Annotated in this window: 18 protein-coding genes; 2 read left to right on the top strand and 16 right to left on the bottom strand. The window is 63.9% G+C overall.

Features of this window, described 5'->3' with window-relative positions; translation table 11 throughout:
• Position 1: 1 nt before the first annotated feature.
• Genes fucP through ACF8MC_RS18535 form a run of 7 tightly spaced genes read right to left on the bottom strand, consistent with a single transcriptional unit; the run spans position 2 to position 6,163 of the window.
• A complete protein-coding gene (gene fucP, locus ACF8MC_RS18565; protein WP_164105689.1) occupies positions 2-1,231 on the bottom strand; it encodes an L-fucose:H+ symporter permease in 1,230 nt (409 codons plus the stop codon).
• A 40-nt stretch (positions 1,232-1,271) separates the two neighbouring features.
• Positions 1,272-1,631, bottom strand: coding sequence for an L-rhamnose mutarotase (locus ACF8MC_RS18560; RefSeq protein WP_033652860.1), 360 nt, complete (start codon positions 1,629-1,631; stop codon positions 1,272-1,274).
• A complete protein-coding gene (locus ACF8MC_RS18555; RefSeq protein WP_049212461.1) occupies positions 1,628-2,404 on the bottom strand; it encodes an SDR family oxidoreductase in 777 nt (258 codons plus the stop codon). Before ACF8MC_RS18555 ends, ACF8MC_RS18560 begins: the two co-directional genes overlap by 4 nt.
• Positions 2,382-3,245: an amidohydrolase gene (locus tag ACF8MC_RS18550; protein ID WP_164105687.1), complete on the bottom strand. Its 864-nt coding sequence runs from the start codon at positions 3,243-3,245 to the stop codon at positions 2,382-2,384. The genes ACF8MC_RS18555 and ACF8MC_RS18550 overlap by 23 nt, the downstream gene beginning before the upstream one ends.
• A 14-nt stretch (positions 3,246-3,259) precedes the next feature.
• Positions 3,260-4,537, bottom strand: a complete 1,278-nt coding sequence (locus ACF8MC_RS18545; protein ID WP_049212466.1) for an L-fuconate dehydratase — start codon at positions 4,535-4,537, stop codon at positions 3,260-3,262.
• Between the two features lie 14 nt (positions 4,538-4,551).
• Positions 4,552-5,397, bottom strand: coding sequence for a fumarylacetoacetate hydrolase family protein (locus tag ACF8MC_RS18540; RefSeq protein WP_164105685.1), 846 nt, complete (start codon positions 5,395-5,397; stop codon positions 4,552-4,554).
• A 25-nt stretch (positions 5,398-5,422) separates the two neighbouring features.
• Complete coding sequence (locus ACF8MC_RS18535; RefSeq protein WP_016929185.1) at positions 5,423-6,163, bottom strand: SDR family oxidoreductase; 741 nt, start codon at positions 6,161-6,163, stop codon at positions 5,423-5,425.
• 235 nt (positions 6,164-6,398) lie between these two features.
• Between ACF8MC_RS18535 and ACF8MC_RS18530 the strand changes: the two genes are divergently transcribed.
• Positions 6,399-7,157: a FadR/GntR family transcriptional regulator gene (locus ACF8MC_RS18530; RefSeq protein ID WP_033636991.1), complete on the top strand. Its 759-nt coding sequence runs from the start codon at positions 6,399-6,401 to the stop codon at positions 7,155-7,157.
• A 125-nt stretch (positions 7,158-7,282) separates the two neighbouring features.
• Positions 7,283-8,425: a D-alanyl-D-alanine-carboxypeptidase/endopeptidase AmpH gene (gene ampH / locus ACF8MC_RS18525; protein WP_047569437.1), complete on the top strand. Its 1,143-nt coding sequence runs from the start codon at positions 7,283-7,285 to the stop codon at positions 8,423-8,425.
• A 33-nt stretch (positions 8,426-8,458) separates the two neighbouring features.
• Here ampH and hpaC read toward each other — a convergent pair whose 3' ends face one another.
• From hpaC to hpaE, 9 genes are all read right to left on the bottom strand, one after another.
• Positions 8,459-8,974, bottom strand: coding sequence for a 4-hydroxyphenylacetate 3-monooxygenase, reductase component (gene hpaC / locus ACF8MC_RS18520; protein WP_033636989.1), 516 nt, complete (start codon positions 8,972-8,974; stop codon positions 8,459-8,461).
• 16 nt (positions 8,975-8,990) lie between these two features.
• Positions 8,991-10,553 (bottom strand): 4-hydroxyphenylacetate 3-monooxygenase, oxygenase component, encoded by a 1,563-nt coding sequence (hpaB, locus tag ACF8MC_RS18515; RefSeq protein ID WP_164105683.1) that lies wholly within the window; start codon positions 10,551-10,553, stop codon positions 8,991-8,993.
• A gap of 178 nt (positions 10,554-10,731) precedes the next feature.
• The gene (gene hpaA, locus ACF8MC_RS18510) at positions 10,732-11,628 is read right to left on the bottom strand and encodes a 4-hydroxyphenylacetate catabolism regulatory protein HpaA (RefSeq protein ID WP_164105682.1); all 897 of its coding nucleotides are present in this window, start codon (positions 11,626-11,628) and stop codon (positions 10,732-10,734) included.
• A 34-nt stretch (positions 11,629-11,662) separates the two neighbouring features.
• Complete coding sequence (gene hpaX, locus ACF8MC_RS18505; RefSeq protein WP_033636986.1) at positions 11,663-13,033, bottom strand: 4-hydroxyphenylacetate permease; 1,371 nt, start codon at positions 13,031-13,033, stop codon at positions 11,663-11,665.
• A gap of 3 nt (positions 13,034-13,036) precedes the next feature.
• Positions 13,037-13,831 (bottom strand): 4-hydroxy-2-oxoheptanedioate aldolase, encoded by a 795-nt coding sequence (hpaI, locus tag ACF8MC_RS18500; RefSeq protein WP_033636985.1) that lies wholly within the window; start codon positions 13,829-13,831, stop codon positions 13,037-13,039.
• A gap of 78 nt (positions 13,832-13,909) precedes the next feature.
• Positions 13,910-14,713, bottom strand: a complete 804-nt coding sequence (hpaH, locus tag ACF8MC_RS18495; RefSeq protein WP_039567496.1) for a 2-oxo-hept-4-ene-1,7-dioate hydratase — start codon at positions 14,711-14,713, stop codon at positions 13,910-13,912.
• Between the two features lie 14 nt (positions 14,714-14,727).
• Positions 14,728-15,114 carry a 5-carboxymethyl-2-hydroxymuconate Delta-isomerase gene (locus tag ACF8MC_RS18490; RefSeq protein ID WP_086580959.1) on the bottom strand — a complete coding sequence of 129 codons (387 nt, stop codon included), beginning with the start codon at positions 15,112-15,114 and terminating at the stop codon, positions 14,728-14,730.
• Between the two features lie 50 nt (positions 15,115-15,164).
• Positions 15,165-16,238 carry a 3,4-dihydroxyphenylacetate 2,3-dioxygenase gene (hpaD, locus tag ACF8MC_RS18485; RefSeq protein WP_004933173.1) on the bottom strand — a complete coding sequence of 358 codons (1,074 nt, stop codon included), beginning with the start codon at positions 16,236-16,238 and terminating at the stop codon, positions 15,165-15,167.
• A gap of 37 nt (positions 16,239-16,275) precedes the next feature.
• Complete coding sequence (gene hpaE / locus ACF8MC_RS18480) at positions 16,276-17,730, bottom strand: 5-carboxymethyl-2-hydroxymuconate semialdehyde dehydrogenase (protein WP_033636981.1); 1,455 nt, start codon at positions 17,728-17,730, stop codon at positions 16,276-16,278.
• Positions 17,731-17,743: the final 13 nt, after the last annotated feature.

The following is a 17,743-nucleotide window of genomic DNA, read 5'->3' as shown; positions in this document are numbered from 1 at the left end:
ATCAGGCGCGGCGCTGCCGCAGGCCGTAAATCAGCACCACCGCGAAGCACAGCAGCGGCAACAGATAAGAGAGCGCGGTGCTGTAACGGTCGGCCAGCGCCCCCATAAAGTACGGCATGATGGCGCCGCCGACGATCGCCATGATCATAAAGGAGCTGGCGCGCTTGGTGTGTTTACCCAGGTTTTTCACCCCCAGGGCGAAAATGGTTGGGAACATGATCGACATAAAGAAGAACACCGCGATCAGCGCCACCACCGACACCCCGTCGACGCTCAGCATCACCACGCCGCACAGCGCGATGTTGATCAGCGCATAGGCCGCCAGCAGCGTCGCCGGTTTGACTCGCCCCATCAGCCAGGTGCTGAAGAAGCGCCCGACCATAAAGCAGATCATGGCGATCGACAGCAGGTAAGAGGCGCTTTGGTTAGACACATCGCGCCAGTGTTCGGTGGCGTAGTTGATGAAGAACGCCCCCACGCCCACCTGCGCCGCCACGTAGAAGAACTGCGTGATCACCCCGCCGACGAAATGCGGATGCTGCCATAATCCCTGCGCTATCACGCCGTGCACCGGTTTTTCCTCTTCGCGGATCGCCGGCAGCCGGGTGCGGCTGAACAACAGCGCGATCAGCAGCACCAGCACGGCGATCGCCACATAGGTCATCTTCACCGCGCTCTGATCGCCGCCGCCGGCGGACTGGCTGGCGGAGAAGAATAGCGTGCCGCCGATCAGCGGGCCGATAAACTGCCCGAGGCCGTTGAACGACTGGGCCAGGTTGAGCCGCCGTTCGGCGCCCTGCGCGTCGCCCAGCACCGTGGCGTACGGGTTGGCGGCCGTTTCCAGGCAGCCCAAACCGCTGGCGATAACGAACAGCGCAAACAGGAACACGCCGAAGCTGTTGGCCGACGCCGCCGGCACGAACAGCAGCGCTCCCAGCGCATACAGGCACAGCCCGACCAGAATGCCCGCCTTATAGCCCTTGCGGTCCATAAAGTACCCGGCAGGCAGCGCCACCAGGAAATAGGCGCCGAAATAGGCCGCCTGCAGCAGCCCTGATTGCGCCTTGGTGACGTGCAACGTCTCCTGAAAATGTTTGTTTAATACGTCCAGCAGGCCATAGGACAGCCCCCACATGAAGAACAGGCTGGTGACCAGGATAAAGGCCCAGCGCAGATTGGCGGTCACGGAGACGCCCGGCTGCGCGGAGGCCGCGCTTTTTTCAGCAAGCATGGTGATACCCTCGTATCGTCTGGCGATGATGATGTTGGCGTTATTGCTGTTGCAGAGAAAATATCCGCGCCATTTCCACCCATTTTTCGCCCTGCGGCGTCCAGGGGGTGGCGGCCTGGTAGTGCCACATCAGCGCTTCCCATCGCTGTACTTCGGGGTTGTTCAGGCTGGCGGCGTCAAAGCGCGCAGCGTCGAAATCGGCGCTGACCTCCACGATCATGAACAGCCGGGTGCCCAACCGGTAAATCTCCATGTCCAGAATGCCGTGCTCGCGCAAATGCGCGGCGATGCCCGGCCAGATGCGCTGATGATGCTGCAGGTACTCCGCAATCAGCGCCGGTGAGTCAATCAGATCGAGCGCCTGGCAGAAACGGCGCCGCCCTGCCGCCGCGCCGCTCACGTCAGCGCCCGATCGAGATGCAGGTAGCCGCCGTCCACCGACAGCCACTGCCCGGTGGTATGAGATGACCGCGACGACAGCAGAAACGCCACGGTATCGGCGATCTCCTGCGGCGTGGTCATGCGCTGCCCGAGCGGAATGCGCGCGGTGATTTTCGCCATCTGCCGCTGCGGCTCGGCGAAGGTGTTGAGCCAGCGCTGGTACTGCGGGGTGATCACCTCCGCCGGCACCACCGCGTTCACCCGCACGCCGTCATGGCGCAGCGACACCGCCCATTCGCGCGTCAGCGCCAGCACCGCGCCCTTGGCGGCGGTGTAGCCGCTGGTGCCGCCCTGGCCGCTGAGCGCGGTCTTGGAGGCGATATTGACGATGGCGCCCCGGCTCTCCTGCAGCGCCGCCTGGCTCAGGTGCGCCATCAGGTAGTAGTGCACCAGGTTCTTTTCCAACGAGCCGACGAAGGCTTCGCGCCCCGCCTCCAGCCCGACACCGTCGTTGACCCCGGCGTTATTCACCAGCCCGTCGATGCGGCCGAAGGCCGCCAGCGTCTGGCTGACCGCGCGGCGGCAGGCCGCCTCGTCGCACAGTTCGGTGAGGATCACCTCGGTACGCGGCTGCAGCCGCTGCAAATCGGCCAGCAGCGCCGCCTCCGGCGCGGCGTTGGTGACCAGCACCGGGATCGCCCCTTCCTCGGCCAGCACATGTGCAATCGCCGCGCCGATGCCGGCACCGCCGCCGGTGACCAGCACCACCTTATCTTGCAGATACAGATCCATAACCAGACTCCGTTAAACCGTAAATTCGCCAGGCGGTGTCGCCCCAAATCGCCGCCTGCTCGGCGGCCCCCAGCGTCGACAGCGCCCGTTCGCACAGTTGCACCACCTGGCGGTAATCGCCGGCCAGCAGGCACACCGGCCAGTCGGAGCCGAACATCAGCCGCTGCGGGCCGAACGCCTCCAGCGCGGCGTCGAAGAACGGCAGCAGTTCTTCCGCCCGCCACCGGCCACCCGGCGCCTCGGTGATCAGCCCCGACAGCTTGCAGGCCACGTGCGGCAGCGCCGCCAGCGGCCGGATTTGCTGCGCCCAGTGCCGCGCGCCGCGCGCGATATCCGGCTTGCCGAGATGATCCAACACCAACCAGTGCTCATCGTGGCGGGCGGCGAACGCCGCCGCGGCCGCCAGATGCCGGTGCGTCACCAGGATCTCGTACACATACCCGGCGCGCTGCAGCGTTTGCATGCCGTGCCCCACTTCCGGCCGCGCCAGCCAGGCCGCCGGATCCGCTTCGTCCTGCACCTGATGGCGCACCCCGCGCAACGCGCTATAAGGCCGCAAGGCCTCCAGACGCTGCGCCAGCTGTGGCGAAGCGATATCCAGCCAGCCCACCACGCCGCATACGCCCTCGCTCTGCTCAGCCAGCGCCAGCAGGGCCAGCGTCTCGTCCTCGCTGGGGCGCGCCTGCACCGCCAGCGCGCCGTCGAACCCCTGTTCCTGCAACAGCGGCCGCAGCCGGGGCGGATCGAAATCCTGCCGCAGCACGCTCATCCGCTCGTCGATCCACGGGTAGTGCCGTGGCTGATAGCGCCAGAAGTGCTGATGAGCGTCGATGCGCGGCATGCGTTCCTCCCGCCTCACCCGCGGAACCGATACTGCTCGATCGACGAGAGATGCATCTCGATCGAATAGCCGGGGCGGCTCGGCGGCATGTAGGCCGCGCCGTTGATCACGCAGGGATCGACAAAGTGTTCATGCAGATGATCGACGTACTCGATCACCCGGCCTTCGTGGCTGCCGGCAATGCACAGGTAGTCGATCATCGACAGGTGCTGCACGTACTCGCACAGCCCGACGCCGCCGGCGTGCGGGCAGACCGGCAGCTGGTATTTGGCTGCCATCAGCATCACCGCCAGCACTTCGTTGACGCCGCCGAGACGGCAGGCATCGATCTGCACCACGTCTACCGCGCCGCGCATGATGAACTGCTTGAACATGATGCGGTTCTGGCACATCTCGCCGGTGGCCACCTTGACCGGCGCCACCCCTTCGCGGATGCGGCGGTGCCCTTCCACGTCGTCCGGGCTGGTCGGCTCTTCGATAAACCAGGGTTTGGCGAACGCCAGATGCTTCACCCACGGAATGGCTTCGTCCACCTCCCACACCTGGTTGGCGTCGATCATCAGCCGGCGATCCGGGCCGATCACCTCGCGGGCGATGCGCACCCGGCGGATGTCATCTTCCAGATCGCGCCCGACCTTCAGCTTCAGGTAGGAGAAACCGGCGTCGACCGCTTCCTGGCACAGGCGACGCAGCTTGTCGTCCGGATAACCCAGCCAGCCGGCGGAGGTGGTGTAGCAGGGATACCCCTCCTGCAGCAGCCGCGCCAGGCGCTCTTCTTTGCCCTCGGCACGCTGTTTCAGCAGCGCCAGCGCTTCCTGCGGCGTGATGCAGTCGGTGATGTAACGGAAGTCGATGCAGCGCACCAGCTCCTCCGGCGTCATCTCCGCCACCAGCCGCCACACCGGCTTGCCGACCGATTTGGCCCACAGATCCCACACCGCGTTGACCACCGCACCGGTCGCCAGGTGAATGGCGCCCTTGTCCGGCCCGATCCAGCGCAGCTGGCTGTCGCTGGTGAAGCGCCGCCAGAAGGCGCCCATGTCGGCGGCGATATCCTCCAGCCGCTCGCCGACGATCTGATGTTCCAGCGCGCGGATAGCCGCGCAGCAGATCTCGTTGCCGCGGCCGATGGTGAACGTCAGCCCGTGGCCGCTGAGATCCGCGCGATCGGTCTCCAGGATCACGTAGGCGGCGGAATAGTCGGGATCCGGATTCATGGCGTCGGATCCGTCCAGCCCCAGCGACGTGGGGAAACGAATGTCTTCAACCCGCAGTGCGGTAATGGTGGTCATGGCGGCGCTCCCGGTTAGGCCTGTACGGTTTGCTGGCGCTGTTCGCCCAGCCCTTCGATGCCCAGACGCATCGTCTGGCCCGCCCGCAGGTAGATGGGCTGCGGTTTCTGCCCCATGCCGACGCCCGGCGGCGTGCCGGTGGAGATCACGTCGCCCGGCTGCAGGCTCATAAAGCGGCTGAGGTAGCTGACGATCTGCGGAATGCGGAAGATCATGGTGCTGGTGTTGCCGTCCTGATAGCGCTTGCCGTCCACCTCCAGCCACAGGTTCAGGCTGTGCGGATCGGCGATCTCGTCGGCGGTGACCAGCCAGGGGCCGATCGGCCCGAAGGTGTCGCAGCCTTTGCCCTTGTCCCAGGTGCCGCCGCGTTCAATTTGATATTCGCGTTCTGAAACGTCGTTGATCACGCAGTAGCCGGCGACGTGGCGCATGGCGTCCGCTTCGCTGATGTAGCGCCCGCCCTGGCCGATCACCACGCCCAGCTCCACTTCCCAGTCGGTTTTCTGCGAGCCGCGCGGGATCTCCACCTGGTCATAGGGGCCGACCACCGCGCTGGTCCATTTGTTGAATACCACCGGTTCCTCAGGAATGGCCGCGCCGGTTTCCGCCGCGTGATCGGCATAGTTCAGGCCGATGCAGATAAACTTGCCGATGCCGCCGACGCAGGCGCCGAGGCGCGGCTGCCCTTCGACCAGCGGCAGCGCGGCGCTGTCCAGAGCGCGCAGTTTGGCGAGCGACGCCGGCAATAACGCGGCGCCCCCCACGTCGGCGATATGCTGCGACAGATCGCGCAGGCGGCCCTGCACATCCAACATGCCGGGGCGCTCTTGCCCGGGTTGCCCGTAACGTAAAAGTTTCATGCGTTCCTCTCTCAAAAATGGCGGCTCAGTTGCTCCAGCCGCCGTCGATGATCTGCACCGTGCCGGTGGTGTACGAACTGGCGTCGGAGGCCAGATACAGCGCCAGTTGGGCGATTTCCTCGGTGGTGCCGATGCGCCCGATCGGCTGACGGGCGACGAACGCCTGATACACCTCTTGCTCGCTGCGCCCCTGCTCGCGCGCCTGCTCGGCAATGCGCTGGCGCAGCGACGGCGACTCCACCGTGCCGGGGCAGATGGCGTTGCAGCGGATGCCCTGCGTGACGTAGTCCGCCGCCACCGAGCGCGTCAGGCCGATCACCGCCGCCTTGCTGGCGCTGTAAGCGAAGCGGTTCGGCACCCCTTTCACGCTCGAAGCCACCGAGGACATGTTGATGATCGAGCCTTTGCCGCGCGCCAACATGCCCGGCAGGAAGGCGCGGATCATGCGGAACATCGCGGTAACGTTGAGATCGAGCGCGAACGCCCACTGATCTTCGCTGCAATCGAGGATCGATCCGCTGTGCACCACGCCGGCGCAGTTGAACAGCACGTCGATCGGGCCGATCGCTTCCGCCGCCGCCGCGATGGCGGCCGGATCGGTGACGTTCAGCGTCAGCGCGCGGATCCCGGCGCAGCCCTGCAGGCGCTCGAGGTTGATGTCGCTGGCGATCACCTCGGCACCGGCGGCGGCGAACAGCCTGGCGGTGGTAAAACCGATCCCTTGCCCGGCGGCGGTGATCAGTACGCGTTTCCCGGTTAAATCCATCTTGACTCCTCGGCCTAAAGGTCTAATGGTCAGGCCACTAAAGGCGGTTAAAGGTCAGGCCTCTAACATGACAAAAGACGCTTTACGCGTTATCGTTGGGGGAAGAAGTTAATAAAACAGCCTTGAAACCGCATTTCAATTAACCATTTTTTTACACTTGAATAACGATTACTCAAGCGCCTTGTCGCATAATTGTGCGCCAAATCACTGAACGCCGAATCGTCAAAGGTCAAAAATGCCGATTACCCGACTGGAAAACCCAAGAATTTACAGACAGATAGCAGACCAGCTCAAACGTCTGATCGAAAATAACGAATTTCCGCCGGGCAGCCGCCTGCCCTCGGAGCGCGATCTCGCCCAGCAGTTGCAGGTCAGCCGCGCGTCGGTGCGCGAAGCGCTGATCGCGCTGGAAGTGATCGGCCTGGTGGACGTCAAGGTCGGCAACGGGGTGATCGTGCGCTCGCAAACGCCGCTGGCGCCGTCGCAGGAGCCGGTGATGGCGCAGGCCGGCCGCAACCAATGGGCGGAGATCGACGACGAACTGAATATCGAACTGGATTTCAACGCCGAGCTGCCGCCATTTTCACTGCTGCAAACCCGCCTGTTGATCGAACCGGAGACCGCCGCGCTGGCCGCGCGCCACGCCACCGACGAAGAGCTGGCGGGCATCCGCGCCGCCTACGAGCAGAACTGCCGCGATAACCGCGCCGGCTCCGCCACTCACCCCGGCGATCGGCTGTTCCACATCCGCATCGCCCAGGCCAGCGGCAACCCGGCCTATGCGTTCATTATCGGCCACCTGCTCGGCCACCGTTACGGCAGCATGTTTCGCGTGCTGCAGCGCCACTATACGCCGGACGACATGCCGCACCGTTCCGAGCTGGAACACCGGGCGATCCTGGCGGCGATCGAAGCGCGCGACGTGCGCGGCGCCCGCAAGGCGATGAAGGCGCACCTCGATGAAGTGATCGCCATTTTCGCCCGCGCGCAGTAGGCCGCCGGCGGTTAAAAAATTTATCGTCACCGCTCTTTTTTCTACATGCAGCCGGGGCCTGAGCGCATTACACTGGGCGACGAATAACGCCCTTTCCCGCTGCATTGTTAAATGGATAACGACCGTTGAAGAACTCTGTCTCCGCTTTATTGCTGGCGCTGGGCCTGTGCGCCGCGCCGCTGGCCGCGCTGGCCGCCCCCCCGCAGCTGGCTTCGCAAATCGTCGACCAGTATGCCGAACATATTTTCTACAACAGCGGCGCCACCGGCATGGCGCTGGTGGTGATCGACGGCAATCAGGTGGTTAACCGCAGCTTTGGCGATACCAAACCCGGCAACAACCTGCGCCCGCGCCCGGATTCGCTGATCCGCATCGCTTCGATCACCAAGCTGATGACCAGCGAAGTGATGGTGAAAATGGCGGCGGCAGGCCAGGTCAAACTGACCGACCCGCTGCGCAAGTACGCCCCCAAAGGCGCCTATGTGCCGGCTTACAACGCCGGCCAACCGATTACCCTGCTGAACCTGGCGACGCACACCAGCGCGCTGCCGCGCGAGCAGCCGGGCAAAAAGCCGCCGAAAACGCCGGTGTTCACCTGGCCGACCAAGGCCCAGCGCTGGCAGTGGTTGGCGCATGCCAACGTCACGGTGCCGCCGGGCGTACGCGCCGCCTACTCCAATCTGGCGTATGACCTGCTGGCCGACGCGCTGTCGCGCGCCGCAGGCAAGCCTTACAACGCGCTGCTGAAAGAGAAAATCACCGCGCCGCTCGGCATGGTCGACACCACGCTGACGCCGAGCCCCGAACAGTGCTCGCGCCTGATGGTGGCGGCGGCCGGCCCGAGCGCCTGCCGCGACACCACCGCCGCGGCCGGCAGCGGCGGCGTCTACTCCACCCCGCGCGACATGCAGCGCTGGATGCAACAATTCCTCTCCTCCAGCGCCAGCGGCCCACGCAAAGCCACCGCCGCCAGCGAGCAAACCATGTACTTCCAGCGCCACGATCTGGTGTCGCTGAAGGGCATGGACGTGCCGGGGCAAGCGGATGCGCTGGGGTTGGGCTGGGTGTATATGGCGCCGAAGGACGGGCTACCGGGCATCATTCAGAAGACCGGCGGCGGCGGCGGGTTCATTACCTACATGGCGATGATCCCGGCGAAAAACGTCGGGGTGTTCGTGGTGGTGACCCGCTCGGAGCTGAGCAAGTTCACCAACATGAGCGATCCGGTCAACCGCCTGGTGAGCGATCTGGCGGCTAACAAGAGTTGAAACGCGGGGCGCAGCGGGCTGCGCCCCAACGCCTCAGGCCGGCACCGCCATCGGGTGGATCACCGAATGGAAATTGCGCTTGAAGTAGATCAGCCCGTTGCCGGCTTCGCTCAGCGCGATCTGCTTGATCTGCACCAGGTACATCTGGTGGGTGCCGATGCTCTGGATCTGCTCGATCTCCCCTTCCAGGCTGGCCAGGGTATTGCGCAGCACCGGCTGCCCCAGCGCGCCGAGCTGCCACTCTTCCAGCCGGAAACGATCTTCCATGCTGACGCCGGTCATGCCGGCGAAGTGGCGCGCCATCAGCTCCTGTTCGTGGTTGAGCACGTTGACGCACAGCCTGCGGTTTTCCTGAAACACCGGGTTCATCGCGCTGTTGCGGTTGATGCACACCAGCAGCGTAGGCGGCGTATCGGTTACCGAGCACACCGCCGTGGCGGTGATGCCGCAGCGCCCCGCCGGGCCGTCGGTGGTGACGATATTCACCGCCGCCGACAGGCTGGCCATGGCGTCGCGAAAGCGCAGGCGCTGTTCATTTTCCTGAGACATACAACCTCCTCCTGAATTACTTCAGCAGATTATCCAACTGATTAATATCGTCATTGTTCCGCAGGTGCGGCACCTTCCAGCCGTGCTGATCGTAATCGGCCAGGCACTTGTCGACCATCTGCATCATGCGATCCATGTTGCCGGATCCCTGCGCGTGGCGCAGGCACTGCAGGCGGATCTCATCCTGGCTGCCGGCGTAGTTGATCTCATACAGCTCGTGGCGGCCGCCGAATTCGCTGCCGATCGCATCCCACATCAGCTTGAGGATCTTGATGCGTTCGACGTGATCCATACCGTCCGATCCGCGCACGTAGCGCGCCAGGTACTTGTCGATCTCCGGGTTGTTCATGTCGCGCACGCTGGACGGCAGGTAGATCAGGCCGCTGGTGACGTTCTTCTCGATGATGTGTTTCACCTTGGTGTAGGCCATCGGCGCCATCACGCGGTAGGTTTGCAGCGCGGCGGAATCCGGCAGGTAGGCGCCGTTTTCCCATTTTGTGGCTTCGGCGCACATCGCGTCGCTCAGCGACCAGAACAGGTTGCGCCAGGCCACCACTTCGCCCAGATCGGCCTGCACGCCGCGGAACTCCAGCACGCCGGTGCACGATAGGCTCTTTTGCAGCAGCGCGGTGATGAAGTCCATCTTCACCGCCAGGCGCACGCAGGCCTGCAGCGGGAACAGCCGGGCGAAACCGCCCTGGGTGCTCCAGCGCCGGCAGCGGTCGAAATCGCGGTAGATCAGCACGTTTTCCCACGGGATCAGCACATGATCCATAATCAGGATCGCGTCGTTCTCGTCGAAGCGGCTGGTGAGCGGGTAGTCGAACGGCGATCCGGTGGCGCCGGCCACCAGCTCGTAGGAGGCGCGCGAAATCAGCTTCACCCCTTCGGCGTCCATCGGCGCCACGAACATCAGCGCGAAGTCCGGGTTATCGCCCATCACCTGCGCCGAACCGAAGCCGATGAAGTTGTAGTGGGTCAACGCCGAGTTGGTGGCCACCACTTTGGCGCCGCTGACCACGATGCCGGCGTCGCTCTCTTTCTCCACCTGAATGTAAACGTCCTTCACCTCGTTGACCGGCTTGTGGCGGTCGATCGGCGGGTTGACGATGGCGTGGTTGAAATAGAGCCCGGTTTCCTGAATGCGTTTGTACCAGTGGCGCGCGTTGTCGGCGAACTGGCCGTAGAACTCCGGATAAGCGCCCAGCGCGCAGCCGAAGGCCGCCTTGTAGTCCGGCGTACGCCCCATCCAGCCGTAGCTTTGGCGCGACCAGTCGGCGATGGCGTCGCGCTGCTGGCGCATCTCTTCCGGGCTGCGGGCATAGCGGAAGAACTTGTGGGTGTAGCCGCCGTTGCCGGTGTCGGTATTCCAGCACAGGCGATCCTGGCTGGCCGGATCGTGCAGCGCGTCATACAGCTGGCCGACAGACGCCGCTGCGTTGCGGAACGCCGGGTGGGTGGTGACGTCTTTCACGCGCTCGCCGTAAATATAGATTTCGCGGCTGTCCTGCAAACTTTTCAGGTATTCGGCGCCGGTGAACGGGCGTTTGCTGTCGGCACGAAAGTCTTCTGGTTTCATCGGGTCTTCCTCGTCATCGGCATTTTTCAGGCCGTGGATCCGGCCATTTGTTAAAATAATGTTTTCTTTTGGTTGCTTAATTGAAGCTGCCAAAGCCGGTTTCGAGAAGAGACTTTTGCGGCAATCGCCGGTACTTTTCAGGTCAGTTTGCCGCTTTCGCGGCAAACTGTGATCGCGGTTACGAAAGGGTGTGTTGCGCCGCGCGGTAGGTCGAGGGGGAACAGCCTTCCAGCCGATTGAAAAAACGGGCGAAATAGGCCGGATCCTTGAAGCCGAGGCTGTAGGCGGTTTCATGCACCGTGCAGGCACTGAACAGCAGCATGCGTTTGGCCTCGCGCAGCAGCCGATCGAAGATCAGCCGCTTGGGCGGCCGGTTGGCGAAGCGCCGACACAGGTCGTTGAGCCGCGATTCGGTCACCCCCAGCGCCTGCGCATACTCCGGCACCGGCAGGTGCTCGCGAAAACGCTCGTCCACCATCTTGTTGAACCGCTGAAACAGCTGCAGTTCGCCGCGCACGCCGCTGTTGGCGTTGTCTTCCAGCGCGGTGTTGCGCAGCAGCAGCGTGAACACCGCCTGCGCCAGCAGCGCCAGCGTCTGTTCGCGCCCGGCCAGGTTCTGGCCGAACTCGCGGCGGATCAGCGCCCAGTAGTGGCTGAGCGCCGTCAGCTCCTGCGGCGCGTCGGCCAGCGACAGGCAGATGCCCGGCATGTCCAGCGCCAGGTTGCTGCCGGGATACAGGCGCTCCAGCAGCGGCCAAATCAGCTCCTGGCGCACCGTCAGCACGTGGCCGTCGCTGTCCGGTTCGGTAAAGAACGCATGCGGCACCGACGGCGGCGTGAGGATGAACAGCGGCGCCTGCACCGAATAGTGCTGATCGTCGAGCTGCAGCTCTATCTTGCCGGTTTCCAGGAAATGCACCTGGAAGAAGCAGTCGTGCCAGTGCACCTGCATGTCGCGGCCGAAGAATGCCGCCAGCCCGGCGAAAGTTTCGTAGTGCACCTCGTCGGCGGCGTAGCGCGCGTCATACTCTTTGCAAATATCGATGTTGGCGATAAAGCCGGTACTTTTCCGCACCTCATGACCTCCTGCAATCATGCCCACTTGCGCATCAAGGCGTCGCCCTCGGGCGCGAATCCTTCATCGGGATGCGCCACACCAGCACGGCGCCGACGATCAGCAGCGCCGAGACGAAATACAGCCCGGAGTTAAAGCTGCCGGTCAGATCCTTGAACCAGCCGATCAACAGCGGGCTGAGCGCCGATCCGATATTGCCGGTGGCGTTGATCACCGCGATCCCCACCGCGCGCGCTTCCAGGCTGATCGACTGATCCGGCGTGGTCCAGAAGATCGCCATGGCGGTAAAGGAGCCGACCGAGGCCATCACGATCCCCAGCAGCTGGATCAGGCTGTGATCGGTGGCGGACGCCAGCAGCCAGCCGGCGGCGGCGAACAGGTATGGCAGCGCGGTGTGATGCTTGCGCTCCTGCAGCCTGTCGGATCGTTTGCTCCACCACACCATGCCGGCGATGGTGCAGATCTGCGGGATCGCCGCCAGAATGCCGATCGTCACGTTGCTGCTGCCCTGGTTGAAGCTTTGCAGGATCTGCGGCGTCCAGATGTTGATCGCGCTCAGGGTGTTGGTCAGGCAGAAATAGGCCAGCGTGTACATCAGCACGATCGGCGTGAAAATCTCGCGCCACAGGCTGCGTTGCTGCAGCGCGCGGTGGCTGCTCGGCCCGTTGGGCTGCACCAGCTGCAGCTTGTCGGCCTCCATCATCGCCTGCAGGCTGGATTTTTCCTCGTCGGTCAGCCACTTGGCCTTGGCCGGCGTATCGTCGAGGTAAAACCACACCACCACGCCCAGCAGCACCGACGGAATGCCTTCCAGCAGGAACAGCCACTGCCAGCCCTTCAGATTCATCACCCCGTCCAGCGCCAGGATATAGCCGGAGACCAGCGAACCGATCGCCATGGTCACCGGCATGGCGATCATGAACAAAGCGTTGGCGCGGGCGCGGTAGAACGCCGGGAACCAGTAGGTGAGGTACACCAGAATGCCCGGCAGGAAACCGGCCTCGGTGATGCCGACGATCATGCGCAGCACGTAAAGGCTGGTTGGCCCGGTGGCGAACATGGTGCAGGTGGAGGCGATGCCCCACAGCACCATGATGGTGGCGATCCAGCGCCGCGCGCCGACCCGGCTCAGCATCATGTTGCTCGGAATGCCGAAGATCACGTAGGTGACATAGAACAACGTCGCCGCCAGCCCGAACATGGTCGAGCTGAGGCCGAGATCTTTGCCCATCGTCAGCCCGGCGAAGCCGATGTTGATACGGTCGAGGAAAGAGAAAACAAACAACACGAACAGGAAAATGATCAGGCGCCGAAACAACTTTTTAATCACCGATTGCTCGGCGGCGGTTAACGCTTTATGTTGCTGCGCCGGGTTGGCCGGCGGCAGCGAATCGACGTGGTTCATGGTTCAGTAAACTCCCGATGAAGGCGCTTGCACCCCGCCCTGTTTGAACTCGTCAGCCAGGGCTTCCGCCGCCCGCGCCAGCAGGGTGGTGTCCACCCCCACCGCGACGAACAGCGCGCCGGCTTCCAGATAGCGCTGCGCCAGTGCCTTGTTGGCCATCAAAATGCCGGGCGCCTTGCCGGCGGCGCGGATGCGGGCAATCGCGTCGTCGATGGTGCGCTGCACCTCCGGGTGCTGCGGATTGCCGGCGAAGCCCATATCGGCGCTGAGATCCGCCGGGCCGATAAACACGCCGTCCACCCCTTCCACCTGCAAAATGGCGTCGAGGTTTTTTACCGCTTCGCGGGTTTCAATCTGCACCAGCACGCACATCTGCTCGTCGGCCTGCTGCAGGTAATCGGGCACCCGGTTCCAGCGCGAAGCGCGCGCCAGGGCGCTGCCGACGCCGCGTACGCCGTGCGGCGGATAGCGCGTGGCGCGCACCGCATCGCGCGCCTGTTCGGCGTTTTGAATCATCGGGATAAGCAAGGTTTGCGCGCCGACGTCCAGCAGTTGCTTGATGATCACCGCGTCGTTCCACGGCGGCCGCACCACCGGCCGGCTCGGGTAAGGCGCGACCGCCTGCAGCTGCCCCAGCACCGTCTGCACGTTGTTGGGCGCATGTTCGCCGTCGATCAGCAGCCAGTCGAAACCGGCGCCGGCCAGCAGCTCGGCGCTGTAGCTGCTGCACAGCCCGAGCCACAGCCCGATCTGCGGGCGTTTTTCCTGCAGCGCACGCTTGAAGTGGTTGGTTAACATCGCATTCTCCCTGACAAGCGGGCGCGGCGCGTGGCCCCCCGCCCGGTTTATTGCGGCCCGGTTCGCCGAGCCTGCTTATTAGACAAAGCGGCAGCTGATGCAGCCCATCGGGCCGTAGTCGACGTGGAAGGTGTCGCCGCGCCGCGCCGGCACCGGCCGGGTGAAGGAGCCGCCGAGGATCACCTGCCCCGCTTCCAGCTCCACCTCATACGGCGCCAGCTTGTTGGCCAGCCAGGCCACGCCGTTGGCCGGGTGGTTGAGCACCGCCGCCGCCACGCCGGACTCTTCAATCACGCCGTTGCGGTACAGCAGCGCGGCGATCCAGCGCAGGTCCAGCGCATCCGGCTTGATCGGCCGCCCGCCCATTACCACCCCGGCGTTGGCGGCGTTGTCGGAGATGGTGTCGAATACCTTGCGCGGCCGCTGAGTCTCGGGATCGACGTTGTGGCTGCGCGCGTCGATGATCTCCAGCGCCGGAATGACGTAGTCGGTGGCGTTGTAGACGTCGAACAGCGTGCAGTTCGGCCCGCGCAGCGGCTTGGCCAGCACGAACGCCAGCTCCACCTCCACCCGCGGCACGATAAAGCGATCGATCGGAATGTCGCTGCCGTCGTTGAAGAACATGTCGTCCAGCAGCGCGCCGTAGTCCGGCTCGGTGATCTGCGAGCTCACCTGCATGGCGCGCGAGGTCAGGCCGATCTTGTGGCCCTTGAGCTTGCGCCCCTCGGCGATCTTCAGCTCCACCCACTGCCGCTGAATGGCGTAGGCGTCCTCGATGGTGATCTCGGGATGATCGAGCGACAGCGCGCGGATCTGTTCACGACTCTTTTCCGCCTGATGCAGGCGCTGTACGGCGCGGTTAACCTGCTCTTTATCCAGCATTTACGACCCCTTATTCACGCCTTGTTGAACAGCGCGTGGACATTGTTCTGTTTGTAATTCAGCACCGGATCCAGCTCTTCCATAGTGAAAGAGAGCGCCAGGTAACGCTGCGCCATCAGCGCGGCGAAGTGTTCCTTGATCAGCGCAAACAGCATCTCGCCCACCTGCTGCCGGCTTTCCAGACTACGGCCGTGGCCGATCTTCAGCGTCATGTGCACGAAGGCGTAGTCCTGCTTGCCGTCGGCCATCTGCCAGGTGTCGAGCCAGAGGGCGCGGCTGCGTACGCCGGCCAGCGGAAAGATGCCGGTCGCCGCCAGCGCCTCGTTGACCTTGGCGAACAGGGTGGGCAAATCCGCCTCGCGGCGGATGTTGTCGGTACATTCAGCGTAAAAATGGGGCATAGCGTTCTCCAGACGGCGCATAGGCGCGGGCGCGGCCCGCGCAGCGGCATTTACAGCGTATTGCCAAGTTTGAAACCTTTTTCCGTATCGCCCTCACGGGTGTAGGAAAAACCGTCTGCGCCGATGGTGACGGCCATTTCGCTGGGCGCGCTGCGTTCGATGACCGGCTGCGGCTGCCCATCGAGATCCAGCACCAGCGATCCTTCGGTATACCAGCTCGGCACCACCGGATTGCCCCACCAGTCGCGGCGCTGGTTGTCATGCACGTCCCAGGTCACGGTCGGGTTGTCCGGATCGCCGGTGTAGTAATCCTGCGTGTAGATCTCCACGCGGTGGCCATCGGGATCGCGCAGATAGAGGTAGAACGCGTTGGAGACGCCGTGACGGCCGGGGCCGCGTTCGATCAAATCGGATTTGCGCAACGCGCCGAGCTTGTCGCAGATGGCCAAAATATTGTGCTTTTCATGGGTGGCGAAGGCGATGTGATGCATGCGCGGCCCGGCGCCGCCGGTCATCGCGGTATCGTGCACCGTCGCCTTGCGGCGCATCCAGGCGGCATAAACCACGCCGTCTTCATCGCGGATATCTTCCGTTACGCGGAAGCCCAGCCCCTGGATGTATTCCACGGCGCGCGGCACGTCAGGGGTGATTTGGTTAAAGTGGTCGAGGCGCACCAGCGCGCCCGGCGTATACAGATCGTAGCGCCAGGCCAGACGCTCGACGTGCTGCACGTCGTAGAAAAACTCATACGGGAAGCCGAGCGGATCCTCGACCCGCACCGCATCGCCGATGCCTTTGGCGAACCCGTTCACCCGCCGCTCGGTGCGGCAGCCAAGCGCCTTGAAATACGCTTCGGCGCGATCGACGTCTTCCGGCGTGCGCACGCGGAAAGCAAACGCCGCAACGGCGGCGACCGGGCCTTCGCGCAGCACCAGGTTATGGTGAATGAACTCCTCCATCGAACGCAGGTAGAGGGTTTTGTCATCCTCGGCGGTCACGACCAGGCCGAGGATATCGACGTAAAATTCGCGTGCGGCTTTAAGGTTCGTGACCTGAATTTCCATGTAGGCACAGCGCACGACGTCGGGAGCAGGGACAGCATTAGTGGTAAGTTTTGTCGTCATTGTTCTCATCTCTTTCGTTATTATTGTGGCCCGAGGCTTAGACGCCCCATTTCGGGATCGGGTGGTCGCCCATGGAAATGCACACGTTCTTCATTTCGGCGAACACTTCGAAGCTGTATTCGCCGCCTTCGCGGCCGGTGCCGGAGGCTTTCACGCCGCCGAACGGTTGGCGCAGATCGCGTACGTTTTGGGTGTTGACGAAAACCATGCCCGCTTCGATGCCGCGGGCCAGGCGCAGAACCTTGCTCACATCCTGCGTCCAGATGTACGACGCCAGGCCGTATTCCACGTCGTTGGCCATGCGCAGGCCGTCTTCTTCCGACTTGAACGGCAGCAGGCAGGCCACCGGCCCGAAGATCTCTTCCTGCGCCACGCGCATCCGGTTGTCGACATCCGCCAGCACCGTCGGGCGCAGGAAGTTGCCGTGGCTCAAACCGGCCGGTTTGTCCGGGCCGCCGGCCAACAGGGTCGCCCCTTCTTCCACCCCGAGGCGGATATAGCCGGAGACTTTTTCCCAGTGCTGCGGGCTGATCAGCGCCCCCACCTGGGTGTTGGGATCTTGCGGATCGCCCACGCGCAGACGGTTGGCGCGCTCGGCGAAGCGTTTGACGAATTCCGGGTAGATGCTCTCCTGAATGAAGATGCGCGAACCGGCGGTGCAGCGTTCGCCGTTGATCGAGAAGATGGTGAACAGCGCGGCGTCGAGCGCCCGCTCGATGTCGGCGTCTTCAAAGATCAGCACCGGCGACTTGCCGCCCAGTTCCATGGAAAACTTCTTCAGCCCGGCGCTTTCGATGATGCGGCGGCCGGTGGCGGTGCCGCCGGTGAAGGAGACCGCGCGCACGTCTTTATGGCGCACCAATGCGTCGCCGGCGGTGGCGCCATAGCCCTGCACCACGTTCAGCACCCCGGCCGGAATGCCGGCTTCCAGCGCCAGCTCGCCCAGGCGATCGGCGGTCAACGGCGACAGTTCGGACATCTTCAGCACCGCGGTGTTGCCCAGCGCCAGGCAAGGCGCGGTCTTCCAGGTGGCGGTCATGAACGGCACGTTCCACGGCGACACCAGCGCGCACACCCCCACCGGCTGCACCAGCGTGTAGTTGAGCATCTTGTCGTCCACCGGGTAGGTCTTGCCGTTCATCTGCTGGCACACCTCGGCGAAGAACTCGAAGTTGTGCGAGGCGCGCGGGATCAGCACGTTTTTGGTCTGGTGGATCGGCAGGCCGGTGTCGGCGGTTTCCAGTTCGGCGATCTGCGGCACGTTCTGGTCGATCAGCTCGCCCAGGCGGCGCATCAGACGCGCGCGCTCTTTCATCGGCGTGTTGGCCCACTTGGGGAACGCCTCTTTCGCCGCCGCCACCGCCTGGTCTATCTCCAGCTGGCCGCCGGAGGCCACTTCCGCCAGCACCTCGCCGTTCGCCGGGTTGGTGGTGGTGAAATACTCTTTGCTGGCGACGTTCTTGCCGTTGATCCAATGGTTGATGGTTTTCATTAGCACTTCTCCT

This window comes from Serratia sp. LACPHL-BACT-2024-00286, from assembly GCF_043109535.1.
In the GTDB taxonomy this organism is placed as follows: Bacteria; Pseudomonadota; Gammaproteobacteria; order Enterobacterales; family Enterobacteriaceae; genus Serratia; species Serratia sarumanii.
The sequence above is the reverse complement of the archived record's forward strand: the minus strand, read 5'-3'. Positions and strand labels throughout refer to the sequence as shown.